Source organism: Paenibacillus campi, from assembly GCF_034659835.1.
Classification (GTDB): domain Bacteria; phylum Bacillota; class Bacilli; order Paenibacillales; family Paenibacillaceae; genus Saccharibacillus; species Saccharibacillus campi.
Genome location: NZ_JAXSQZ010000004.1, coordinates 208,231 through 231,045 on the forward strand (window position 1 = coordinate 208,231; position 22,815 = coordinate 231,045).

General features: G+C 49.1%; 18 protein-coding genes. 12 read left to right on the forward strand and 6 right to left on the reverse strand.

The features are described from left to right. The first annotated feature begins 541 nt into the window (after nucleotides 1–541). The 11 genes from U1I11_RS11940 (at nucleotide 542) to U1I11_RS11990 (ending at nucleotide 12,704) form a co-directional block, all read left to right on the forward strand. The gene (locus tag U1I11_RS11940; RefSeq protein WP_322906357.1) at nucleotides 542–769 is read left to right on the forward strand and encodes a hypothetical protein; all 228 of its coding nucleotides are present in this window, start codon (nucleotides 542–544) and stop codon (nucleotides 767–769) included. A 557-nt stretch (nucleotides 770–1,326) separates the two neighbouring features. After that, nucleotides 1,327–1,926, forward strand: coding sequence for a TerD family protein (locus U1I11_RS11945; RefSeq protein WP_322906358.1), 600 nt, complete (start codon nucleotides 1,327–1,329; stop codon nucleotides 1,924–1,926). 159 nt (nucleotides 1,927–2,085) lie between these two features. Beyond that, nucleotides 2,086–2,664 carry a TerD family protein gene (locus tag U1I11_RS11950; protein ID WP_322906359.1) on the forward strand — a complete coding sequence of 193 codons (579 nt, stop codon included), beginning with the start codon at nucleotides 2,086–2,088 and terminating at the stop codon, nucleotides 2,662–2,664. Nucleotides 2,665–2,906: 242 nt separating this feature from the next. Further along, nucleotides 2,907–4,262 (forward strand): TerD family protein, encoded by a 1,356-nt coding sequence (locus U1I11_RS11955; RefSeq protein WP_322906360.1) that lies wholly within the window; start codon nucleotides 2,907–2,909, stop codon nucleotides 4,260–4,262. A 361-nt stretch (nucleotides 4,263–4,623) separates the two neighbouring features. Further along, the gene (locus U1I11_RS11960) at nucleotides 4,624–5,832 is read left to right on the forward strand and encodes an HpcH/HpaI aldolase/citrate lyase family protein (protein WP_322906361.1); all 1,209 of its coding nucleotides are present in this window, start codon (nucleotides 4,624–4,626) and stop codon (nucleotides 5,830–5,832) included. After that, on the forward strand, nucleotides 5,774–7,387 hold the full coding sequence (locus U1I11_RS11965) for a phosphoribosyltransferase family protein (protein WP_322906362.1): 1,614 nt from the start codon (nucleotides 5,774–5,776) through the stop codon (nucleotides 7,385–7,387). The genes U1I11_RS11960 and U1I11_RS11965 overlap by 59 nt, the downstream gene beginning before the upstream one ends. Further along, nucleotides 7,380–8,549 (forward strand): cysteine protease StiP family protein, encoded by a 1,170-nt coding sequence (locus tag U1I11_RS11970; RefSeq protein WP_322906363.1) that lies wholly within the window; start codon nucleotides 7,380–7,382, stop codon nucleotides 8,547–8,549. The genes U1I11_RS11965 and U1I11_RS11970 overlap by 8 nt, the downstream gene beginning before the upstream one ends. Beyond that, nucleotides 8,549–9,388, forward strand: a complete 840-nt coding sequence (locus U1I11_RS11975; RefSeq protein ID WP_322906364.1) for an HAD family hydrolase — start codon at nucleotides 8,549–8,551, stop codon at nucleotides 9,386–9,388. The genes U1I11_RS11970 and U1I11_RS11975 overlap by 1 nt, the downstream gene beginning before the upstream one ends. Continuing rightward, on the forward strand, nucleotides 9,375–10,445 hold the full coding sequence (locus tag U1I11_RS11980) for an ATP-grasp domain-containing protein (RefSeq protein WP_322906365.1): 1,071 nt from the start codon (nucleotides 9,375–9,377) through the stop codon (nucleotides 10,443–10,445). Before U1I11_RS11975 ends, U1I11_RS11980 begins: the two co-directional genes overlap by 14 nt. Before the next feature lie 127 nt (nucleotides 10,446–10,572). Further along, a complete protein-coding gene (locus U1I11_RS11985; RefSeq protein WP_322906366.1) occupies nucleotides 10,573–11,391 on the forward strand; it encodes a hypothetical protein in 819 nt (272 codons plus the stop codon). A 200-nt stretch (nucleotides 11,392–11,591) separates the two neighbouring features. Further along, on the forward strand, nucleotides 11,592–12,704 hold the full coding sequence (locus U1I11_RS11990) for a toxic anion resistance protein (RefSeq protein ID WP_322906367.1): 1,113 nt from the start codon (nucleotides 11,592–11,594) through the stop codon (nucleotides 12,702–12,704). A 494-nt stretch (nucleotides 12,705–13,198) separates the two neighbouring features. On the opposite strand, the gene U1I11_RS11995 is transcribed toward U1I11_RS11990, so the two are convergent. The 3 genes from U1I11_RS11995 to U1I11_RS12005 form a co-directional block, all read right to left on the reverse strand. Continuing rightward, nucleotides 13,199–14,485: an S-layer homology domain-containing protein gene (locus U1I11_RS11995; RefSeq protein ID WP_322906368.1), complete on the reverse strand. Its 1,287-nt coding sequence runs from the start codon at nucleotides 14,483–14,485 to the stop codon at nucleotides 13,199–13,201. 155 nt (nucleotides 14,486–14,640) lie between these two features. Beyond that, complete coding sequence (locus U1I11_RS12000) at nucleotides 14,641–15,369, reverse strand: hypothetical protein (RefSeq protein WP_322906369.1); 729 nt, start codon at nucleotides 15,367–15,369, stop codon at nucleotides 14,641–14,643. Beyond that, nucleotides 15,366–15,932 carry an RNA polymerase sigma factor gene (locus tag U1I11_RS12005; protein WP_322906370.1) on the reverse strand — a complete coding sequence of 189 codons (567 nt, stop codon included), beginning with the start codon at nucleotides 15,930–15,932 and terminating at the stop codon, nucleotides 15,366–15,368. The genes U1I11_RS12000 and U1I11_RS12005 overlap by 4 nt, the downstream gene beginning before the upstream one ends. Before the next feature lie 486 nt (nucleotides 15,933–16,418). Here U1I11_RS12005 and U1I11_RS12010 point away from each other — a divergent pair, with 486 nt between their 5' ends. Further along, nucleotides 16,419–19,712, forward strand: a complete 3,294-nt coding sequence (locus tag U1I11_RS12010) for a glycoside hydrolase family 3 C-terminal domain-containing protein (RefSeq protein WP_322906371.1) — start codon at nucleotides 16,419–16,421, stop codon at nucleotides 19,710–19,712. Between the two features lie 189 nt (nucleotides 19,713–19,901). On the opposite strand, the gene pstB is transcribed toward U1I11_RS12010, so the two are convergent. The 3 genes from pstB to pstC form a co-directional block, all read right to left on the reverse strand. After that, complete coding sequence (pstB, locus tag U1I11_RS12015; RefSeq protein WP_322906601.1) at nucleotides 19,902–20,657, reverse strand: phosphate ABC transporter ATP-binding protein PstB; 756 nt, start codon at nucleotides 20,655–20,657, stop codon at nucleotides 19,902–19,904. A gap of 97 nt (nucleotides 20,658–20,754) precedes the next feature. Continuing rightward, the gene (gene pstA / locus U1I11_RS12020) at nucleotides 20,755–21,684 is read right to left on the reverse strand and encodes a phosphate ABC transporter permease PstA (RefSeq protein ID WP_322906372.1); all 930 of its coding nucleotides are present in this window, start codon (nucleotides 21,682–21,684) and stop codon (nucleotides 20,755–20,757) included. Then, the gene (gene pstC, locus U1I11_RS12025) at nucleotides 21,681–22,607 is read right to left on the reverse strand and encodes a phosphate ABC transporter permease subunit PstC (protein ID WP_322906373.1); all 927 of its coding nucleotides are present in this window, start codon (nucleotides 22,605–22,607) and stop codon (nucleotides 21,681–21,683) included. The genes pstA and pstC overlap by 4 nt, the downstream gene beginning before the upstream one ends. Nucleotides 22,608–22,815: the final 208 nt, after the last annotated feature.

Here is a 22,815-nt window from a genome sequence, read left to right on the forward strand (position 1 = left end):
GTTGGAAAGTGTACAGCGCCTACACGCTGTATTGACAAGCACTGAATCGCCTGAGCCAGGCACAGGCGAGCGAGAGTGGCCCAGTACCGTAGTGGTCGGGCTTTTTTTTACGGTAATATCTTGAGATGAAGCCATTGTTTATGAAAGTTTTATTGCTAGCTGTTTGTACACGTTTATCATCTTATTTTGTTCGTATAAACGATCTGTTGTAGCATTCGTCTCCTTTACAAGTTTGCTTGAATGAGACGCTATCTTATATAAGCTTATTCGCTCTGCCCATGTTAGCGCCCCAGCTTTTGGTGCAGTGTTGTGTCTGTTTGTGCGTCGTTGTGACGGTTAGGTTGGCAAGTGATATTTTTCGACAAAAACCTAATCGCTTAATTAGTCAATTGTACACTGGTAGCCTGTCTTCAAATGTATAATAATGGAATTCTGTACTTGCAGACGTTCGATTCGCAGATGCGTATGATGTCCGGCTTAAGCATTGTCTGGCATCGATATTGAACTGCGGAAGTCTATTATATTTTTTGGAGGGTCCATCATGAACAGGCTTTTGATAGCCTTGATTATGTTTGTTCGGCAACGGTTAATCGGTAACATCATTCCGGCTGCCATTATTTATCTGTTTTGGCTATATGGTTTGCACAATAGTGCAGGCGAAGCACTCGGTACGGCGATTGTAGCCTTTGTGCTATTGTCGCTTGGCGATATGATCGCACTGTATTTTTTCAAAAACAATGCCGTTAATCACAATAAACATGCAAGATAAAACGATACACGATTTCGTTTTGCATGATTCGGTTCCGATTAACTAATATTTTAATAACTAATATTTTAACTTCTATTTCATACTCATTATCGTGCCGATTACTTTATGTTCTAGTCGTAGCATATAGTGCTGAACTGTGTCATTACGAAGCGTCTGATTGCTTTAATCGGGCGCTTTTTACATACTGAAACAAGTGCGTTTACATGACGTTAATTGTTGTCGTTATCTAAAAGGCAGAGGCTGGTTTTTTACTAACGTGTGGGAAAATATAGATGGATAGCATGGCATTAATGATACATATTACCTTAATATTCCACTATGGATGAATTTGTAAATTGCGAAATTTTCCTTTGGTACTGTTGCTCTGCTAAGATAGAGCCAAGGGCATCGTAATGCGGCTGCAAGGCTGATGATGTTCCCAGCGAAGTGAAGTCGTTATTGGCGGCTTGCTTTGGATAAAACTGTCCTGCTTTCGTCCGATTGCAAAAAAATGAAACGCTTGCTTAACCTGTACAGTATTATGTAGCAATACGTGTAAAAGGAGGCCTGAATCATTTATGACAATCAATCTCGTCAAAGGACAAAAAATTGACCTGACCAAAGGCCGCAGCGACCTGACCAGACTGCTCGTTGGACTCGGTTGGGACCCTGCAGAAGCGAAGTCCAGAGGATTGTTCGGCTTCAAAAAGTCGACTCCGAATATCGACTGTGATGCATCCGCACTCATGCTGAGCGAAGATGACAAGTTGCTGCGCAAAGAAAATCTAGTCTGTTTTTACAATTTGACTAGCGCGTGTGGCTCTGTTAAGCATAGCGGTGACAATCTGACTGGTGAAGGTGCAGGTGACGATGAGCAAATTTCGATCGACCTGTCCAAAGTGCCGTCTGATGTACACAAAATTGTAGTCGTGGTCAATATTTATCAGGCGGAAGAACGACGTCAAGACTTTGGGATGATCGCTTCTGCTTATATCCGTGTCGCCAATGAGCAAACCGGCGAAGAATTGGCACGCTACAATTTGACGGACAATTATGCAGGCATGACCGCGCTCATTACGGGTGAAATTTACCGTAGCGGCTCGGAATGGAAATTCAATGCGATCGGTCAGGGCAAGCATGCGGCTCATGTCGACATACTCGCCCGTCAATACGTGTAAGTGCATCGGTGGATATGCTTGCTCGTCAACGCGTATGTACTATCTATCATCTTCACTAAACGATGCATGCAGGAAGCTGTCACATTCGATGTTGTCTGACAGCAACAACAGTAAGCTGAATCAACTATACTTATATATTGAGAAAAGAGGGAACTTATTATGCCAATCAACCTGAGCAAAGGCCAAAAAATCGATCTGACTAAAACGAACCCAGGACTGTCCAAAATTACGGTCGGTCTAGGCTGGGATACGAATAAATATGATGGCGGCGGCGAATTTGACCTGGACGTATCCGTATTTTGCACAAACGGCGCGGGCAAGGTAGCAGGCGACAAAGACTTCGTTTTCTTCAATAATCCGCAAAATGAAAACGGCTCTGTTGTGCATAGCGGTGACAACCGTACCGGTGCTGGCGACGGCGATGATGAGCAAATCAAAGTTGACCTGCCAAGCGTACCGGCAACGACGGAAAAGATCGCGTTTACGATCACAATCTATGAAGCGGATGCGCGTAACCAAAACTTTGGTCAAGTGTCCAACGCTTATGTGCGTATCGTAAATGATGCAACGAATGAAGAACTGATTCGCTTTGATCTTGGTGAAGACTTCTCGATCGAGACCGGTGTTGTTGTAGGTGAACTGTACCGTCATGGTGCAGAATGGAAATTTAGCGCGATCGGTAGCGGCTACCGCGATGGTCTGGCTGGGCTCGTACGCGACTACGGTTTGCAAGCGTAATTGCTGCCCTGCTTGATTGGGATGACGATTCGGTGCGGGATGTCAGTTAGGACTATACTGGTCATGAATCGTGTGATAATTTAAAATTACATTCAAAAGCATAAACGATATAACATTCGCCTTCACTTTGTCTAGCATGTTTGCTGGCGCTAATTAGTGGGGCGTAATCATCAATGACATACAGGGTACGTCCCTGTATGTCATTTTAACATCATGCTATAACATAATCGGGAGGTGGACGTGTGAGCACGATCATCGTTAGAGGACAGAAAACGGATGTGACCAAAAACAGACCTGGCATTTCCCAGCTTAGTTTGCTGCTTGGCTGGCAAGCCCCGGATGCGATTGAGCTGGATACGTCGGCTTTTTTGTTGCAGGCGAATGGACGCGTGGCGAGCGACGATGATTTGATCTTTTACGGTAATGCGAGTAATGGGTTTATTCGTTATATGGAACAAGGCGATGGTACGGATCGGCGGCGGTTCGATATTCAGCTTGCTGTGATTCCACAGCAGGTTGATAAAATTGCGATAACATTGACGATTTATAATGCGGAGGTACCTGGTCATACGTTTAGCCGCATGCAGCAGATGTACATACGAGGTGTAGTAGATGCGGGTGCAATCGAACTGTTCCGGTATAACTTGGAGTCTGGCTTTTCCGATGAAACGGCGATTGTGATCGGGGAGCTGTATCGGTATCAGGGAGAATGGAAATTTGCCGCTGTCGGGGCAGGCTATTTTGGCGGCTTGCAGGAGCTGTGCGGCAGTTATGGCGTAGAAGTGGAAGCGCCGGCTGAGCAGCAAGGCACACCGCCACCACCTACTCCGCCTTCACCACCAGGTGGGCAGTCGTCTGATCGGCAACTGCCACCGCCTGCTCCACCTCATCGGCAGCCGTCACCACCGCCGTTTGCTCCAAGTGGGCAGTCGTCTGATCAGCAACTACGACCGCCTGCTTCGTCGATGCCGCCGTCTCCGTTGAATCTGTCCAAGATTGAGTTGAAAAAGAAGGGCGATGTGATCAATCTTCAGAAAAAACCGGGGACATCGCTCGGTGAGCTGCTTATCAATCTGAACTGGAATCGTCAGCAACGCAAAAGTGGCGGCTTGTTCGGTTTTGGCGGCTCTGCTTCGAAAGGAACCGATCTTGATCTAGGATGTCTATATGAACTGCAAGACGGTAGCAAAGGTGTAGTGCAGGCGCTCGGTAATCGATTTGGCAGTCTGGATATGCATCCGTATATTTCGCTCGATGCGGATGATCGTACAGGTGAGCGCACGAATGGTGAGAATATGCGTATTAATGGCAATCGTTTATCCGAGATTAAGCGTGTACTCGTATTTTCGTTTATTTATGAAGGCATTAGCCGTTGGAGCGAGGCGGACGGTGTCGTCACGATTTATCAGCAAAATGGCCCAGACATTATCGTTCGTCTGGATGAGCCAGATAATCGCCGGACGATGTGTGCGATTGCGATGATTCGCAATGTCGGTGATACGTTCAGCATTGAGAAGGTTGTACAGTATTTTAGTGGTCACAGGGAGATGGACCTTGCCTTCAACTGGAATATGCGCTGGACAGCAGGACGAAAATAATGCGGTAGCCTCATAACAGGACTATCTCTTTATTGCCGCTGGCATCGTGAGCGAAGTCTCATCATGCCGGTAAGCAGACACTATCCGTTTTGCCGCATTAGCGGACGGATAGAATAATGTCTGTATGAAATGGCGTGATCTGCGTGAAAAGCTATACGGTATGGATTAAGCAAGTGGTATCCTTCCCGGCACCGGAATGTGCCGGCTGACAAGCGTCCCTCCTGTTTGCACAATAGGAGGGTTTTTGTGTTCAGTTGTCTGACAAAGCCGGATCGCGCTGGCGCGTTATCGGAACAAGGCAGCAGCTGGACATCGTTTTATTGAGTATTCATATGAGCTGGTGTATACCGGGAGGGGTAGTATGCGTTATTTTAATTATTTGTCACAAGCGGAAGAACAGGAATTGTTTTATTCGCTGCCTGTGGAGTACAGCAACGCGTCTGAGCAGGAGTTGCTTGCTTATGCGGTAGGCGCAGCGCTGTATTGTCCAGCGACACGTCCAACGATCGCGGATGATGTGTTATCCGGCAAGCATCTTGGCTTAACTTCATGGGTGTTTGATCTGGAAGATGCGATCGGTGATCAGCAGGTGGAAGCTGCCGAGATGTCATTAACAGTGCAAATGAACCGTTTGCGTCTGTCGCTGGAGCAGAACCCGATATTGTACGGTCAAGTGCCGCTAATGTTTATCCGCGTGCGCAGCGTGGAACAATTGCAGCGTGTACTGGAACGTATGGGATCGCTGATGGAGCTAATTACCGGGGTGATGCTCCCGAAGTTTGGGGCGGAACAGGGGGCGTTTTATTTTGATGTGATTGCCCGTTACAACGAGAGCAAGCATAGCTGTGCTCCGGTATTGTACGGATTGCCGATTTTGGAAACGGCAGAGGTGATCTACTTGGAGACGCGTCTTAATGCGCTGCTGGCGATCAAACAGGTGCTTGACCGTTATCGTCCGTATGTGCTTAATGTGCGGATTGGGGCGACCGACTTTTCCAGTCTGTTCGGTTTGCGTCGTAACCCGGATGTGACGATCTATGAAATCGCCCCGATTCGGGACTGCATTTCCGATATTATTAATCTGTTTGGACGGATGGAGTCGCCGTATGTCATCTCCGGGCCGGTATGGGAATATTTTGCCAGCGGAGAGCGTGTGCTTAAGCCGCAAATTCGGCAGTCACCGTTTGAAGAAGCATTGGGACCGGACGGACGTCGTCTGCGCAATGAGTATATTAACCGCCATGTGGACGGGTTGATTCGTGAAGTGATGATGGACAAGGAAAACGGTATCGTCGGCAAAACGATTATTCATCCGTCGCATATTCGGCTTGTGCAGTCGATGTACACGGTCACACGTGAGGAATATGATGATGCAATCGGCATTATCGAGCGCAACAATGGAGAGCTGGGCGTGTTCAAAAGCGGCTATTCCAACAAAATGAATGAAATTAAGCCGCATTTGAATTGGGCGAAAAAAGTCATTGCCAGATCAAAAATATATGGGGTGCTGCATGAACAACAACATTTTATCTCCCTCCTCTCCGAGCAGGAACGAAGTGTATACGTATAATATTTTGGAGCAGTTGCAGATTACGGTGGAAGTGGAGCGCAATCCGTTTGGCTTGCCGCTCGATCGTCTGTTTCAGATGGCGGCGCGCATTAATCCGAAACGTTCGTTTCTGTTTGTGAGCCGTGTGCTGGGCAAGCATTTGGCAGTTGATCCATATGTATCGCTGCTGAGCGGTGCGGCGCTGTCGTTGCTGCTTTATCGTGAGCTTGCTAAGGATAAGGCTACGGCGGGGCAGAATACGGATCACTCAAAGCAAGTGGATCAGTTGGAGCAAGCTGTAGTGCCGTCTAATGGGATAGTCACTCAAGGTGAGCATGAAGCATCAACGCTGTCGGCAGCTGCATGGTCTCATTCCGCTGGGACGGACGAGCGGCTGCCTGACAGCGCTAGTTATAGCGCTCAAGTGGAGGCTGAGGTTGAGCGGCTTCTGCCGGATGTGCTGAAGGCACTGATGACGGGAGAAGGTGCCAAACAAGCGTATAAGCATCTGATGGCGGCAGGGCTTCCGCTGACAGCGCCGCTTTCATTTATCGGCTTTGCCGAGACGGCAACTGCGCTTGGACATAGTATGTATGCGCCGTTTCGCGGTCAGGCGAGCTATGTGCATACGACCCGGCATGATGTAGCTGGTTTGACACCGGTCATTACGTTTGAAGAAGAACATTCCCATGCGGTTGCGCATCGCTGTTATGCGCTAGATGCTGAGATGATTGCCGGACAGCAGCCGATCGTACTGGTGGACGATGAGATTACGACCGGCAAAACGACGCTGAACATCATTCGTGCGTTGCATGAACAATATCCGCGTCCAACCTATTATATCGCTTCATTGCTCGACTGGCGCAGTGAGCAGCATGTGCTTCGTTATGCTGAATTAGAGCAGGAGCTGGGGATCACGATTGTGCCGTTATCGCTCGTTAAAGGTCGCATTAACGTAGAAGGTCAGGCACAGCTTGTTCATCCACCATTTGGAGAAAACGAACCGGATCGAAATATTCCGATTGTACGTACCGAGCTAAGCGGGCTGCTTAAGTTGTTACATGGCTATCCATCGATCGATGGTGCAGGTGTGCTGCATACGGCTCCGTTTGTACGCTGGACGGGACGATTTGGGCTGGCAGCAGCGCAAAATGCAGCGTTGGAACGAGGAATTACGCTGGCGGCAAATAAGTTAAAGACGCTGCGGCAGGGCGACCGTACGCTCTGTCTAGGTACGGAGGAATTTATGTATATTCCGATGCGCATTGCCGCTGAGCTGGGCGACGGGGTGAAGTATCATTCGACGACACGCAGCCCGGTATATCGTACGGTCGCGCCGGATTATGCGATTTATAGCGGGGATACGTTTGCCTCACCGGAAGATGCCGGTGTGACGAATTATGTGTACAATATTCCGTTTGGTGCATATGACGATGTGTTTGTATTTTTGGAACGCCATGTGCCGGACGGTCATCTGGACGGGCTAACGGCAGCGTTATGTGCGCGTGGGTTTAAGCAGGTGAATATCGTTATTTGCGGCTCGGGCAGCAGTGGAGAGGGGCATGGCGATGAATGAGCATGCAGCGGCAGCACAATCCGAGGCGCAGCCTGCCTGGGCAGAGCCGCGTCTGGCTGCACCGGCGCCGCTCGGCAGCTACCGTGCGGAAGATGTTGTATTTTTGCTGAAAGACCTAAGTGATGTACAGCTCGAACGGGCGACCGAAGAACGTGAGGAAGCGATTCAGACCGGCACGCATTATTCGGAAATGTTGCCTGCGGAATATGAGCCGACGGCGGCGTATGTACAATTGTTCCATACGGCGTTAGAGCAGACGGCAGAGCAAGTTGCACTCGCGGCGGGTGTGGTGAGCGAGTGCATTTTGCGCAAGCGTGGGCGGCAGCTTGTGCTCGTCTCGCTGGCGCGTGCGGGCACGCCGGTCGGTATTTTGCTAAAACGCTATTTGCAAATGATGCATGGGCTGGATGTGCCGCATTACAGCATCTCGATCATTCGTGGCAAGGGCATAGATGAGAATGCGCTGAAATATATTTTGCAGCAGCATGGCACCGAATCGCCTATTCAATTTGTCGACGGCTGGACAGGCAAAGGGGCAATTCGCCGCGTACTGGTGGATGCATGTCGGCAGTTTCAACAGCGGTATGGTGTGAAACTTAATGATGATCTGGCGGTACTTGCCGATCCAGGGCGCTGCTCAGACACGTATGGTACGCGTGCAGATTTTCTTATTCCGAGCGCTTGTTTGAATTCGACCGTATCCGGTTTGATGAGCCGTACAGTGCTGCGAGCGGATTTGATCGGGCAGCATGATTTTCACGGTTCCAAGTTTTATCGGCACTGGATGGAGCAGGATGTATCGAATTTGTTTATCGATCGGATTAGCGAGCGGTTTGCAGAGATTGGACAGAGGGCGATCCAGCGTGCTGATGAGCTGTTGAAGCAACCGGAACCGGGCGATTGGCAAGGTATGAACGATATTCGCTCCATTCAAGAACAATTCGGTTTGAGCGATATCAATCTGATCAAGCCGGGGGTAGGGGAGACGACACGTGTGTTGCTACGCCGTGTGCCGTGGAAAATATTGATCGATCGCGACGATAATCCGCATTTGCAGCATATTTTACATTTGGCGCGCGAGCGTGGTGCCGAGATTGAAATCAAGCCGGACATGACATATGCCTGCTGTGGAATAATTAAACCGAGGGATGGTGACGGCTAATGCTGCTATATGCAAGTGATCTTGATCAAACGCTGATCTATTCGGAGCGTGCGCGCGGAATGGAACTTGATCCAGCGACGATGTTGCCTGCCGAAACGGTGGACGGACGCATTACATCGCATATTTCCAAAGTGGCGTTGGAACGATTGCAGCGAGTTGCCGCCGAGATTCCGTTTGTACCAGTAACGACGCGTGTGCTGGAATTGTATGACCGGATTCATCTGTTCCGCCAGCAGGTCGTGCCTGCCTATGCGATTACGAGCAATGGTGCGCACATATTGATCGACGGTAAGATCGACGCGCAATGGCATGCGTTTATTATGGATGATGTGCGCAAGCTCGCTGCACCGGCAGCCGAGGCGATTGCGGTGTTCCACCGGATCGCGCAGCCGGAATGGGTCGTGCGGGAGAGTTATTGGGAAGATACGTTTTTCTCGGTGCTCGTGAAGCGTGAAGAAATGCCGTATGAGCAGGTGATGGCGCTAGCGCCTGAGCTGGCGCGCATCGGTTGGGGGTTATCGATTCAAGGGCGCAAAGTATACTTGGTGCCTTTTCCGGTGAGCAAAAAGCGGGCGATTGAACATGTAAAAGAGCTATGCGGAGCGACGCAGGTCATTGCATCCGGCGATTCGCTGCTTGATCTCGGTTTGCTGCAAGCGGCAGACGAAGCGATTGCACCTGCACATGGCGAGCTGTATCGCGCGTACGAGGCGGGTACGCTTGGGGAGACGAAGTTTGGCTTTACCGGACGCTCCGGCATTATGGCGGCGGACGATATTTTGCAATTTGTGGCGGATATTATGGACAGGGAAGGAAGCTATGCCAATGAGCACCGATAAAAAGAAGATCAGAATTTGGTTTAACCGCAGCTTCGCGGTTGGCTATCATTATATTGAGGCGGTGCGCAACAACGAGGACGGCTTGGCATTTGAAATTTACGGTACGCATCGTGATCCAGAGCATGTGTCATTGCTCGCCTGCGATCATGTGGAAGCGGAGCCTGATCCGATATTGACGGGTAGCGATTATGCGAATTTTTGCCTCGACTTTTGCCGTCGGCATGAGATCGATGTGTTTGTGCCACGTTGGGGGATGCGTTATGTAGTGGCGGCAGCCGCGCAATTTGCGCAAATCGGTGTGAAGCTTGTCTGCTGCACAGATGCCGACTTGCTCGATGAGATCGAAGACAAAGGCAATTTCTTCCGTTCTGTGCATGAGCAGCAATTGATGGTTGTGCCGGAATATGAAGTGGTTCATACCGCCGAGCAATTTAAAGCGGCATATGAGCGGATTGCTGCACAAGGGCTGCGTGTATGCTTTAAGCCGACACGGATGGAAGGCGGTGTCGGCTTTCGCGTAATCGACAATAATATCGATCCGCTGGACGATTTATTTGCCACTGTTAGTGCGCGTGTGTCGTTTGAGCATGTGTATCGGACGCTGTCCAATGTGGATACATTCCCTGAACTGATGGTGATGGAGCTGTTGCAAGGGCCGGAATATAGTATCGATTGCTTAGCTTCGCCGGAAGGGGAACTGCTTGTTGCGATTCCACGTCGTAAAAATGGCGGTCGATCGCGCTTGCTTGAGCATAATGAGCAATTGCTGGCGATTGCGGCGCGGGTAGCGAGTTATTACCGGATTCCTTATAATTATAATCTACAGTTAATTTATCAAGGGGACACGCCGAAAGCGCTGGAGATCAATCCGCGCATGTCCGGCGGGCTGCATATGTCGTGTTTGACCGGTATTAATTTCCCGTATTTGGCTGTGAAAATGGCGCTTGGTCATACGGTTGAGGTTCAGCAACCGGAATACGGTCTACTAACGACATATGTGGAACAACCGTTGGTGATGCGACAGGAGCAGACCGTACAGCCGATCATACAGTCGTAATCATAATGCGATCCGTACGGTAGCTTGGGCACTTATTGCTCTATCGTTTAGGCGGATGACGCAACCGGCGGACATGTATGTACGTAGCATAGTACATGAGAATTTTGCAGAGGCAGGTGTTTTTCAGATGAGTATAAGCAAAATCGTTGGCAAAACGGTGCTCGGTGGCGGAATTGGCTATATTGCCGGCTGTCTGGTCGGCATATGGACGCCCGATTTCGTAACGTTGCTATTCCCGCTCGCTGGCTCAATTTATGGGGTCGTCTGGGCAGGGCGTACGGAGCGTGATCGTGATACCGCTTTGCCGCCTGCACCGACACAGCCCCCTCTCTCACAGCCGCAGGCGCGTACTGATCCAGCGCCAGCAGCGCGTCCGTCCGGGCCTCATTCGTTGCAGGAACAATATGAACAGGCTGCTCGTAAACGTGCCGAAGAACAGCAGCGTCACAGCGCACAGGAAGCGGCGGCACGCTCGGTGAATGCAGTCCGTGCGCAGTCATCGGCACCTGGCTCACCACAAGCAACATCGGCAGCGCAAATAGGCGGTGTCGACGTATTGCCGATATTTCAGCCGGTGCTGGAATATCTCGGTGTGTTGGAAGAAATGATCATTTCGGAAGGGCAGAAGCATAATTTGGACAATGAGATTGTGGAGAAATCGTGCGCACTGTTTTTGCGATTACAGCGTGTCATTCCGATTTTGTCGGAGCTGAACAATGATGATATTAATCATACGATCAAACGGTTAGTAATGAATGATCTGAACAGTGTAATCAATCCGTTTTTGCGGTTGAGCGGTGAGGCGAAGACGAAAAATCGTCGTATTTTGCTGGACGGTCTGAAGGACGTGAACAGCCGTGTGACCCAAATCGTCAAAACGATCGAGCATAAAGACTTGATGGAGCTACAATCTAGAGCCGAATTGCTGCATCATCGTTATTCTTAAGTGTAGAGCTTGAACGGTTATGTATGAGCAGGCACTCATTCATTGGAACAGTGGCAGACGGTTTGGTAAGATATGGCAGATATTATGGTAACGAATCGTAAACGTAATTTTGCACCTATCCGTTGTATTTATGTGGCGGCGGTTGTCTGTTATATCATATTCAATCCGGGCTAAAAGCAAGCCTTTAAGGAGATGATCTTATGGCAACACCTGCAATAACATTGAAAAAAGAAGATGAGCAAAAAGTAACCCGCGAAGCGACGATGATTTTGCAAAAAGTAGCACAAGCCGATAATTTGAATTTGGACGGGTTAATGGACGAAGTCGGCAAGCTCGGTATGCAAACGCAGGAACGTGCGACCCAGACGCTACAAATGCTCGATCGTCCGGTCAATGATCTAATGTCCGGCAAATCGAAGCAAGTATCAAACCTGATTTTGTCGTTGCGCGATGAGTGCGAAGCGCTGCAACAAAGCAAAAATGTCGGTTTATTCGCCAAACTGCTGCGCAAATCTCCGATCAAAAACTATGTATACAAATACCAGTCGGTCAGCAAAAACGTCGATGCGATCGTGCAAGGACTGCGTGACGGTAAAGATACACTGGAAGAAAATATGGTCAGCATGCGTACGCTTAAACGCAATTCGCTCGAAGAAATTTACAATCTGCAATACAAAATTGCGATGGGCAATGAGCTGAAAAAGCTATTTGAAGCCGAAATTCAAAAGCCGGAAAACGAGCATCGTAAAGTGTATTTGGAACGCGGCTTGCGCAAAGTCGTAACACGCATCCAGTCGATGACCGAAAATATTATGCTGTTCCAGCAAGCGATTGCCGCGACCGATATCGTCAATGATACGAATGACAAGCTGATCGATTCGGTCAATGACTCGGTGTACAAAGCGGCGAACTTGATCAAAATTTCCGCAATGATCGCACTCGCAATCGAAGATCAGGATCGGGTGGCAAATGCGGTAGAAAGCGTCAATCAGACGATTGAAGATCAATTCCGCCAAAATGCCCAAATGCTGAAAACGAACAGCGAGCGCTCGGCAGAGCTGTTGAAAAAGCCAACGATGTCGCTCGAATCGGTCAATCAGGCGATCGCTGATCTGATGTCAGCGCTAGACACGTCAGAGCGCTCCAACCGCGAGATTATTGCAAGCTGTCAAGATTATACCGCCAAGCTGTCCACGATTAACGAACAGATGACCCGCCGGCTCGGTTTGGAAAAAGCCGAAGCGAATACGGCTGCGGCTGCGACACGGAATACAGAGCCAGCACGCGATCCACTGGCAGACTTGCTTCGCTAAGCTAAGCAAACATATCGGCTACATTCAGCGCAAAAGGTACAGTTTAGCCCGTACTGCGCTTTGCGCTACGTACAGCAATGGAATGAAAGTACGTGTATAGGTGCAAGTCGATATAGAAATAAAGGCAGGCGTACGAACGAAAATAGTCATCAACAAAAAAACCGCTGTCTGTCATAAAGTGTACCTCTCATTACGAACATTAGAAAACCATTTAGGTAAACTAATGCGCAGGTGGAGGTGCATTTTTATGGCAAAAGCGGTCTTTTTTGTTGCCGCTGCCTCATTGTTCTAATCTGGAATAAACTAGCTGAGCAAAAACGGTGATGGGCAGCATCTAGACTTTATGAAACACATTTGAGCATAGTGCTTTGACCGAGATTAATTTTAATATTTGAAATCGGTTTGAGTCTTTAACTATAGTACAATCATTGTGCAACCAAAAATGAAAGTTAACTTAGTCTAATCAATAGGCTTTAAGCGTATCTAAAAGCGAGTTATTGCCCACCTGTATACTGATTAACCGCTTCATCTTTCGCTTTGGCAGGCGAACCATCCCCGTTATAGGCAAAATGTATAATATACCCGTAGTTGCTATTTGGCTGGAAGCTGTGTAATTGATCAGCGGTAAAGTAGCCGGACAAATACGAATAGTCGACCTGTTCAAGTTGCCCTTTGTGCACCCAGCCTTTGTGGATAACGACATCATAACCGAGCGCCTGCATCCGTTTTAACTCGGCAGTCGCTTCCGGATGATCTGGCTCAATCGGTGAACCGCTGCGGGTTAGATCGATCGCGACAAAGTAGAGCGTATTAGGGCGGTCGGCATATTGTGCCAGCGCTTGCTCGATATCGTCCATTAGACGAACTTCACCGTTGGCGGTGACAGCATACGATTCACCAGCAGGCGCGTCTTCAATTAACGGCAGATCGGCATTAGGATGAGTATTGCTTAGTGCAGTGTCCGCTGCTGGTACGGTTCCTGGTGTGAATTTGTTTAAATAATTCATCGCATCATACAGCATAATCGCTGCATCGGCACGGCTCATCTTTTGCTGCGGATGAAAATTGCCTTCGGCATCAAGGCTGGCAATACGCAGTACGATCGCAAGTTGTACAGAACCGACATGCTGGATATCCATTGCAGCTTCATCTTTAATAATTGGTGGAATGATGCGGAAAACAGGCATTTTGCCAGTAAGCCGCATTGCGTTCATCACATAGTCGACATACTGCTCGTGCGTAATAATCGCATTAGGATCGATGTTGGCGGAAATTTCGATCCCTGCTCGTGCCGCCGTTTTGAAATCATTTGCATACCATGCCGATGGTTTGACTTTCGTAAATATAGCTCCCGCTTGCTGCTCTGCCTGACTTTGATCGCTGGCAGAAGCAGCCGAAGCGGACGGTTGTTCATCGTTGGCTGAACGGTTCGGAGTAGCTGGTGTGACCGTATCCAGTTTAAATGCTTTTACGATCATATGCAGCGTCTGCGCCTCGGTTAATAACTGCTTAGGGGCAAAAGAAGTAGCGCTCATGCCGCTAATGATATGCTGTGCAGCAAGCGCATTAATCTTGTCCGCGCCAGCTACACCGTTTAGATCGTCAAAGCCGGCGGCAAAAGAAGTGCTGCCGATTCCAGCCAACAACAAGCACAGCGCCAGCGTGGAGAAGGCAAGTTGTTGCCCGATTGTACGTCTGCGTCTAGTGTTTGTAGTCTTGCCTGTTGCGCTGCTCGCACTTGCTGTTCGTTGACGCGTACGGTTCATCTTGTGCATATTCATCGTCAAATCCTCCTCGAACATAGATTCATCTATCGCTAACGACAGACCGTTCTATCCTAAAAGACGACAATGGTGATGAATGGTTATGTCGCTTGGCAAATGATTTGTATTATGGGGATAAAGGTAGTTTGATCCAAGCTGTAATGGGGCTAAGTTTACTGTAACGTCGGATCATTTCGATTGGTGAAAATTCCTTGTTTCCCCGATACAGGCGAACCGTCACCATTAACGGCAAAATGCAGCAAATAGCCATAATCCGGGCTAGCGGCAAATTGCTTCAATTGAGCAGCCGTTACATAAGCGGCAACATAAATGTGCTTAACTTGCTGTGCATCGCCTTCGCCTGCATACGTCCAGTAACGAGCATAGCCGATCGAATAGCCCAATTGCTGCAATCGTTTCAACTCGGCATCGGTTTGTTGGCTATCGCTGGCAAGTGGTGCGCCATGTTGAAACAGATCGATGGCGACGAACAAAAGTACGTGCTTGCCCGCATAGGCTTGCAGCGCTTGCTGGACATCGCGGCTATAGATCACTTTGCCATTAGGCGGTATTTGCAATGCAGGTTTGACGTCAGCCGGCAGCTTTTGGTTGGACACATAGCTGTTCACGATCGGTGCGGACGCAGTATATATCGCAGGCACAGCAGGTACGCTTTGCCATATAGTGCTCAAAATCAGTGTGCAAGCGATCGCAATCGCCACCAGTCCGGCAGTGATACCGACCCAGCGCCGCCGTTGTGCCCGCTTTGTACGCAGATCGATAAGGGGAGCGATGGAAGACGGCGCTGTCGGTTGAAGCTGCTGCTCCAAACGTTCCAGCAGTACGTCATCAACATGACCGATCGCCTGAAACAGCCGTTCCTCCGGTGTGAGCATCGTCATAACTCGATTCCCTCCTCTAGCAAATGGCGTTTCAGCTTGCCACGACTGCGAAACAAGCTTGCTTTAATATTGTTTTCTTTCATTCCGAATCGTTGCGCCATCTCTGTCAGCGACATGCCGTACCAGTAGCGCGCCAGAAACAGATTGCATTCGCGCTCTGGCAATGTGTGCATAAATTGGTTAATCGTACGATTCAACTGCTGCTCGCTTAGCGTTTGTTCCACTTGCGTGCTGACAGGAGCTGGAATACATTCAGTCAATTGTTCCATTAATGTTCGCATATGACCACCACGCTTTTTCGCTGTTTGGGCTTTGTATTTGTCGAGTGACAAATTGCGTGTAATTCGCCCGACAAAAAAAGCTAGTTTGCTCGGTCGTTGCGGCGGGATCGTATTCCATGTGCGCAGCCATGTATCATTTACACATTCCTCCGCATCTTCTGAATTATGCAAAATATTGTGTGCAATCGCATAACAGTATCGTCCATACCGTCGGGATGATTCCTCAATCGCAGATTCGTGTCGGTTCCAGTACAACTGCACAATGTCTTCATCGTTTAGCATGGCATCCCTCGCTTAATCCATAGTCTCTCTTTTACATAGACGATCATCATCTCCAAGTACTGCTGTAGCAGATCGCGCACATCCGCGTCCCTCTTATCCATAGACGATCATTATCGGTAAAGGTTATGCAATGAGCTTATCGTTTTAAAATGATGATCGTTCGTCCGCCCGGCATTTTTGAGGGGCATCACTAATTATTACGCTAATTATGAACTGAGGAACTGTTTTGAAAGGGCTTTCTTTTATAGCATCATTATTTTACCATTATGGATAAAGCTTGCAATCTTTGCAGCAGATTTGAGGCGCAGCAGTGTACATAAGATGACAGTTATAAGTTGCTGACACTGGATGTGCATTGTAAATGTAAACGTCGGTTGATGGCAGCATATGCCAACTGCAATTACGGCGTGCTCGCTGTGCCGATCCATTTTATCTGTATCGTTATCGAAATCATCATAGCTATGTATATAAAGGAGAGCATAAACGATGGCAAAAACAACGCCTTATCCGTTTCAAGATCATACGCTTGAGCTTACGAGTCGGGTGGACGATCTCGTCTCCCGTTTAACCGAGCAGGAAAAGATCGAAGCGATGTTGCAGTATCAGCCAGCGGTGGAACGGCTTGGACTGCGTGCGTACAAACATGGGACAGAAGCGGCACATGGCATTGCCTGGCTCGGTGAAGCGACCTATTTTCCACAACCTGTTGGGCTTGCTTGTACTTGGGATGCTGAGCTGATGCAGCGTATCGGCAATGTGATCTCGGACGAAGCGCGTGTGATGTACAAACGCAAGCCGGACGTGAACGGATTGACGCTTTGGGCACCAACGGTAGATATGGAGCGTGATCCGCGCTGGGGGCGTAATGAGGAAGCATATGGCGAAGACCCTTATTTGACCGGCGAATTGGCGAGCAAATTGGTGCAGGGCATTCAAGGTGATCATCCGACCTATTTGAAAGCGGTGGCGACGCTTAAACATTTTCTCGGCAATAACAATGAAGTGGATCGCGGAGCAGGCTCGTCCAGTATCGATCCACGCAATCTGCGGGAATATTACTTAAAGGCGTTCGAGCGACCGTTTGTGCAAGGCAAAGCCAAATCGCTGATGACCGCTTACAATTCGATCAATGGCATCCCGGCGCTGCTGCATCCGCTTGTGCATGATGTCGTTAAAGGCGAATGGAATATGGACGGTTTTATCGTTAGTGATGCCGGAGACGTGATGGGCATTATGCGGGATCATCGTTATTATGATTCTCACACTCCTGGTGTAGCCGAGTCGATTAAAGCAGGCATCGATAGCATTACAGATGATGCGGAACTATCAAAAGCTGCGCTGCGTGAAGCTTTGGCACAGGGATTGCTTAGATGGGATGATATCGATAAGGCGCTGCGCAATACGTTTCGCGTGCGTTTTATGCTTGGTGAATTCGATCCGGATGAACTGAATCCGTATGCCTCGATTGGCGAACAATCGCTGATGACCGACACAGCTAAAGCGACGGCTGCCGAAGCTGCTCGCAAAGCGATCGTACTGCTAAAAAATGACCGCCATACATTACCATTGTCGAAAGCTTCAACTGGACGCGTTGCCATCATTGGCGAATTGGGCGGAGCGGTCTATCGCGATTGGTATGCCGGTACACTGCCGTATGCGGTGACAGCGGTGGAAGCAGTGCGAGCTAAAGTGGCAGGCAAAGTCGATGATGCGGATGGCAATGATCGTATCCGTTTGCGTACAGCGGATGGCGTGCCGCTAGCTGTACAGCGAGATGGTAGCATCGGAACGAGGAGAGTAGGAGAGGGTGCAGACCAGTTGGCGACGGATCAGCAGTCAAGCGGTCAATATGTGGATGTGCAGACAGGACATCTTTATACGAATGTTAATGAGGCATCGTCAGCATTCGGAAATACAGATCATGAAGACAATATAGCCAATGCAGATCGTAATTTGCTTGCTGCCGAACCGTTTGTTGCTGCGTCTACAGTTGAAGATTCGGCTTTACATGCCAACAGGCAAAGTAAAATTGATCCTGCTGTACAAGCAGAACGTTTTATTTTGTCAGACTGGGGCTATGGCAGTTATTGTTTGCGTTCGGAAGCGACCGGTCGTTACGTAACCGCAGATGATGAGCAGCAACGAATCGCTGCGGCTACGGATGAAGTGTATGGCTGGTTTGCGAAGGAAGTGTTTCGACTGCATGAACAGCCTGATGGTAGCGTAGGCATGCGGACATGGAACAGTCGTGAACTGTACTGGGATCATACGGACGGTATCGTTCGTATTGCTGAAGGTGAACATCGGTATCCGGCAGTGCAAGCGGATTGGCAAATTCCAGCGGCTGCACGCCAAGCGTCATTAGCAAATGAAGGAACCGCTGTCGCCATAGAAGCTACATCTGTGTCGTCCTTGCCTGCTTTTTCCGAACGAGCGGGCAATCCGTCCACAACGTATCATTTTATAAAAGAAGTCGTGGAAGATGGTATCCAGCAAGCGGTACAGATTGCCGCCGCTGCTGAAACAGCGATCGTATTTGTCGGCAATCATCCGCTCATTAACGGTAAAGAGGAAGTGGATCGTCCAGGGCTAGAGCTTGCTGATGCGCAGCTACGTCTTGTACAGGAAGTGTATGCCGTCAATCCGCAGACGATCGTTGTTGTCGTCGGCAGTTATCCATTTACGATGGATTGGATCGAGCAGCATATTCCAGCGATTGTATACACTTCCCATGCAGGACCAGAGCTAGGCACAGCGCTGGCGGATGTGTTGTACGGCGATTATGCACCGGCAGGTAGGCTGAATATGACCTGGTATCGTTCGGTAGAGCAGCTCGGCAGTTTGCTCGATTACGATGTGATTCGCTCAGAACGTACGTATCAATATTTTACCGGGGATGTGCTGTACCCGTTCGGTCATGGATTGACGTATGCACCGATGCATTATAGCGAATTGAATCTGTCTGCGGCTACATTGTCGGCAGATGATCAAATTACAGTGAGCATGACGGTACAAAACCAAGGGCAATGGGATAGTGATGAAGTGATCCAACTGTATAGCTGTAGTGAGCAATCACGGGTCAAACAGCCGCTGAAGACGTTGCGTGCTTTTCAGCGGGTGCATGTGCAAGCTGGCGCATCGGTGCGAGTGCAGCTGCAAGTACCTGTACAAGAGCTTGCTTTCTGGGATGTGACACGTAGTCGTTATGTAGTGGAAACAGGTAGCTATCGTCTGCTGATTGGCAGTTCTTCTAGCGATATTCGTCTGGAAACAAATGTGCGAGTTGAAGGCGAAATCATCCCGCCACGCTATCCGTATCAAATGACCCGGGCGGAAAATTATGATTATTATGCCGCGATTCATCTGGTCGAGGATGAGCAGAGAGGGGCTGCTGCTGAAGCGCTGGGAGCAGGCGCATCGTTGCTGTACGCCAATATGGACTTTGCATCCGGTGTATCGAGTATGACTGCTCGTATAAGCAGTGCTGCTGAATCGGCTGAGATTAAAGTGTACGTAGGTAGTATCGATTCGGAGCCGGTAGCGGTGTTGTCGGTTGCTGCGGCAGCGAGTGGTAGTAATAGTAATAGTAATAGTAATAGTAATAGTAATAGTAATAGTAATAGTAATAGTAATAGTGTGGCGAACGGCGCCAACGGTAGCGATTGGCAGCAGTTGACCGCAACATTCAATCAACAGGTAGAAGGTTTGCAATCTCTATATCTCGTGCTGAGTGCAGGTACACGGATTAGCGAATTTTCGTTTGCTCCGATGAAAATGTAGTAAACTGTCTCCATTAAAAATCAGATTTAAACGTATTTATATGTGTGCGTAATGAAGGGATCATAAAATAAGCATCCCACGAATTAAATGGAGACAAGGCATGAGTTAACTGGATGTTAGTGTGAACTGTATTAGGGAGTGTACGCAAACTCACATCCAGCTCATGATCCAAACAAAGAAAAAGACGCTTCAACCGAAGCGTCCCATAATATATTCCTGGGTGGAATTTTTCGCGGGATTGGTAAAAATTTGATCGGTTTCACCGTGTTCTACGAGTGTGCCAAGATAGAAATAGGCGGTATAATCGGATACCCGTGCAGCTTGTTGCATATTGTGGGTAACGATCACGATGCGCAGGTCTTTTTTTAGCTCGGTAATCAGTTCTTCAACTTTACCGGTTGATACCGGGTCAAGCGCCGAAGCAGGCTCATCCAGTAGCAAAATTTGTGGGTTAACCGACAGTGCACGGGCGATACAAAGGCGCTGTTGTTGACCGCCGGACAGCGATAGTGCCGATTCTTTCAAACGATCTTTGACTTCATCCCATAGTGCGGCACGGCGTAGACTCGTTTCGACAATCTCGTCCAGTTTTTTGCGGTTTTTGATGCCATAATAACGTGGGCCAAAAGCGATATTTTCATAGATTGATTTGTAAAATGGATTCGGGCGCTGCCATACCATACCGATCCGTTGACGCAGCTTGATTACGTCGGTATCGGGAGAGGTGAGGTCGATGCCGTCCATCCAAATATGTCCGGTCGAGCGAGCGCTGGAAATTTCATCATTCATCCGATTGAGCGAGCGCAGAAAGGTAGATTTACCGCAACCGGACGGTCCGATTAATGCTGTTACACTGGCGGCGGGAAAACCCATGCTAATATTTTTGATCGCTTGAAATTCTCCATAATAGATGCTTAAATCTTCGGTACTGAAGGGCATTGGCATTGCCATAATTGAATGTTCCTCCTTGAGTGGTTGCGCAAGTCTCGCAGGCAGGTAGCGATGATGCACCTGCCTTGACGAGCTACAGCGTTGTGCCGAATCAGTTCATTCGTTTGGATGCGGTCATATAGCGATACAATGTACGACCGCCCCAGCGTGCAAACAGGTTAAACAGCAGCACCATAATTACGAGTACGGCGGAAGCGCCAGCAGCGATCTGCGTCGCATCCGGTGCCAAACCTTCGCTGTTTACTTTCCAAATATGAGTAGCTAGCGTTTCGGCAGGACGCAGCGGGTTGAGCGGCGAACGTGCATGCAGCGGATTCCAGTCCGAGAAATTCAGCGGTGGCGTTGTCATACCGGAGGTGAACAGCAGTGCTGCCGCTTCCCCGAACACACGACCAGCAGCCAGAATCGTACCGGTAATCAGCGACGGAATCGCTACCGGCAGCATAATCGATGTGATGATTTTCCATTTGGACAGACCGAGCGCCAGACCTGCTTCTTTTTGTTCACGCGGCACGCCGGTAAATGCCTGTTCGGTAATCCGCACCATTAACGGCAAGTTGAAAATTGTCAACGCGAGCGCACCCGCCAGCAAGGAGAAGCCGAGTTCAAACGTGTTGACAAACACGAGCAAACCGAACAGACCGATAACGATCGACGGGAAGGACGATAACACTTCCACGACAAGGCGGATAAAGGCAGTGATTTTGCCTGGTTTGGCGTATTCAGACATATAAATGCCGCCGCCGAGTCCAAGTGGAACGGTAATGATCATCGTCAACACAAGAATGTAGAGCGAGTTAAACAGCGGTGGCCCGATACCGCCGCCTGCACGAATCGTTTGCGGATCGGACGTCAGGAAATGCCAGCTAATATGTCCAAGTCCACGGAACATAATAAATCCGATTAAACCAAGCAAAATAGCAACGATCGACAGCGCAAACACAATAATGACAACCGTGGCGACTTTGTCAGCGGTTTTGGCGCGTTTCAGTGCTTTGCTACGTAGTGCTGGGGTTGTCATATACGATTTCTCCTTTCAAGCAGGCGGATGATGACGATGAAGACGAATGTCATCAACATTAAGACGAGCGCCATACTCCACAATGCATTATTTTGAATCGAACCCATCGCGGTGTTACCCATACCAAGCGTAATAATACTTGTCAATGTAGAAGCGGATTCCAGCAGCGAGGTTGGAATAAATGGAGCATTACCAATGACCATCTGTACAGCGAGCGCTTCACCAAACGCGCGCGCCATCCCGAGTACGATACCGGTCAATAGCGCAGGCATTACGGTTGGCAGCACGACGCGATAGATCGTTTGCCAGCGTGTAGCGCCGAGTGCGTACGAAGCTTCGCGCTGACCGCGTTGCAAGTTGGCGAGTGCGTCAGCCGCTACGCTTGTAATCGTCGGCAAAATCATAATCGACAGTACGAGCGCACCTGCGCCGACCCCGATCCCTTGACCGCCTACATGGTCACGCAGAAAAGGAACGATTAGCGTCAAACCGATAAAACCGTATACAACAGACGGAATACCGGACAGCAGCTCAATCGCTGGTTGAAGGATACGTTTGCCAAATGTAGGCACGATCTCGGTCATAAACAATGCGGCAGCGATACTGAGTGGGCTCGCGATGACCGCTGCAAGCAGTGTAACGAGGAAGGAACCGGCAATCGCTGGCAATGCGCCAAACGATGGCGGCGATGCATCCGGTGTCCACGTTGTGCCAAAGAAGAAATCCGCCAGTCCGACCCCATTCACGACAAAGGTCGCTACACCTTTCGATGTGACATAATAAACGATCGATACGATAGTTGCAATTAGAAAGACGACACAAATCGAAGTGTAAATACGACCGATCCAGTCCTCAATCCGGTGTTTTTCGAGTGGCAGTCTGCGACGCTGCGCTTCTCTTGGCGTAACCTTGGAATGCTCCATAAATAAAAAACCTCTTTTCTACAAAGCGTTAAAATCCGTTTTTTTATCATTTTTCTTCATTATTACCGAGTCTATATCTGTATGTGTAGGAACAGGGAGAATAGACGTCTTACCAGGAAGTATGTTGTGCTAACGTGAAAAGAGAGGCGGAATGTCCGCCTCTTTGTGCTGCGGTTCACCGACAGCTCATTCTTTTCACTCGTTCTAT

Excerpts from the sequence above, each read along its gene's own strand:
- U1I11_RS11940 (WP_322906357.1), top strand. The coding sequence starts at position 542 with ATGAACAGGCTTTTGATAGCCTTGATTATGTTTGTTCGGCAACGGTTA.
- U1I11_RS11945 (WP_322906358.1), top strand. The coding sequence starts at position 1,327 with ATGACAATCAATCTCGTCAAAGGACAAAAAATTGACCTGACCAAAGGC.
- U1I11_RS11950 (WP_322906359.1), top strand. The coding sequence starts at position 2,086 with ATGCCAATCAACCTGAGCAAAGGCCAAAAAATCGATCTGACTAAAACG.
- U1I11_RS11960 (WP_322906361.1), top strand. The coding sequence starts at position 4,624 with ATGCGTTATTTTAATTATTTGTCACAAGCGGAAGAACAGGAATTGTTT.
- U1I11_RS11965 (WP_322906362.1), top strand. The coding sequence starts at position 5,774 with ATGAACAACAACATTTTATCTCCCTCCTCTCCGAGCAGGAACGAAGTG.
- U1I11_RS11970 (WP_322906363.1), top strand. The coding sequence starts at position 7,380 with ATGAATGAGCATGCAGCGGCAGCACAATCCGAGGCGCAGCCTGCCTGG.
- U1I11_RS11975 (WP_322906364.1), top strand. The coding sequence starts at position 8,549 with ATGCTGCTATATGCAAGTGATCTTGATCAAACGCTGATCTATTCGGAG.
- U1I11_RS11980 (WP_322906365.1), top strand. The coding sequence starts at position 9,375 with ATGAGCACCGATAAAAAGAAGATCAGAATTTGGTTTAACCGCAGCTTC.
- U1I11_RS11985 (WP_322906366.1), top strand. The coding sequence starts at position 10,573 with ATGAGTATAAGCAAAATCGTTGGCAAAACGGTGCTCGGTGGCGGAATT.
- U1I11_RS11990 (WP_322906367.1), top strand. The coding sequence starts at position 11,592 with ATGGCAACACCTGCAATAACATTGAAAAAAGAAGATGAGCAAAAAGTA.
- U1I11_RS11995 (WP_322906368.1), bottom strand. The coding sequence starts at position 14,485 with ATGAATATGCACAAGATGAACCGTACGCGTCAACGAACAGCAAGTGCG.
- U1I11_RS12000 (WP_322906369.1), bottom strand. The coding sequence starts at position 15,369 with ATGACGATGCTCACACCGGAGGAACGGCTGTTTCAGGCGATCGGTCAT.
- U1I11_RS12005 (WP_322906370.1), bottom strand. The coding sequence starts at position 15,932 with ATGCTAAACGATGAAGACATTGTGCAGTTGTACTGGAACCGACACGAA.
- U1I11_RS12010 (WP_322906371.1), top strand. The coding sequence starts at position 16,419 with ATGGCAAAAACAACGCCTTATCCGTTTCAAGATCATACGCTTGAGCTT.
- pstB (WP_322906601.1), bottom strand. The coding sequence starts at position 20,657 with ATGCCAATGCCCTTCAGTACCGAAGATTTAAGCATCTATTATGGAGAA.
- pstA (WP_322906372.1), bottom strand. The coding sequence starts at position 21,684 with ATGACAACCCCAGCACTACGTAGCAAAGCACTGAAACGCGCCAAAACC.
- pstC (WP_322906373.1), bottom strand. The coding sequence starts at position 22,607 with ATGGAGCATTCCAAGGTTACGCCAAGAGAAGCGCAGCGTCGCAGACTG.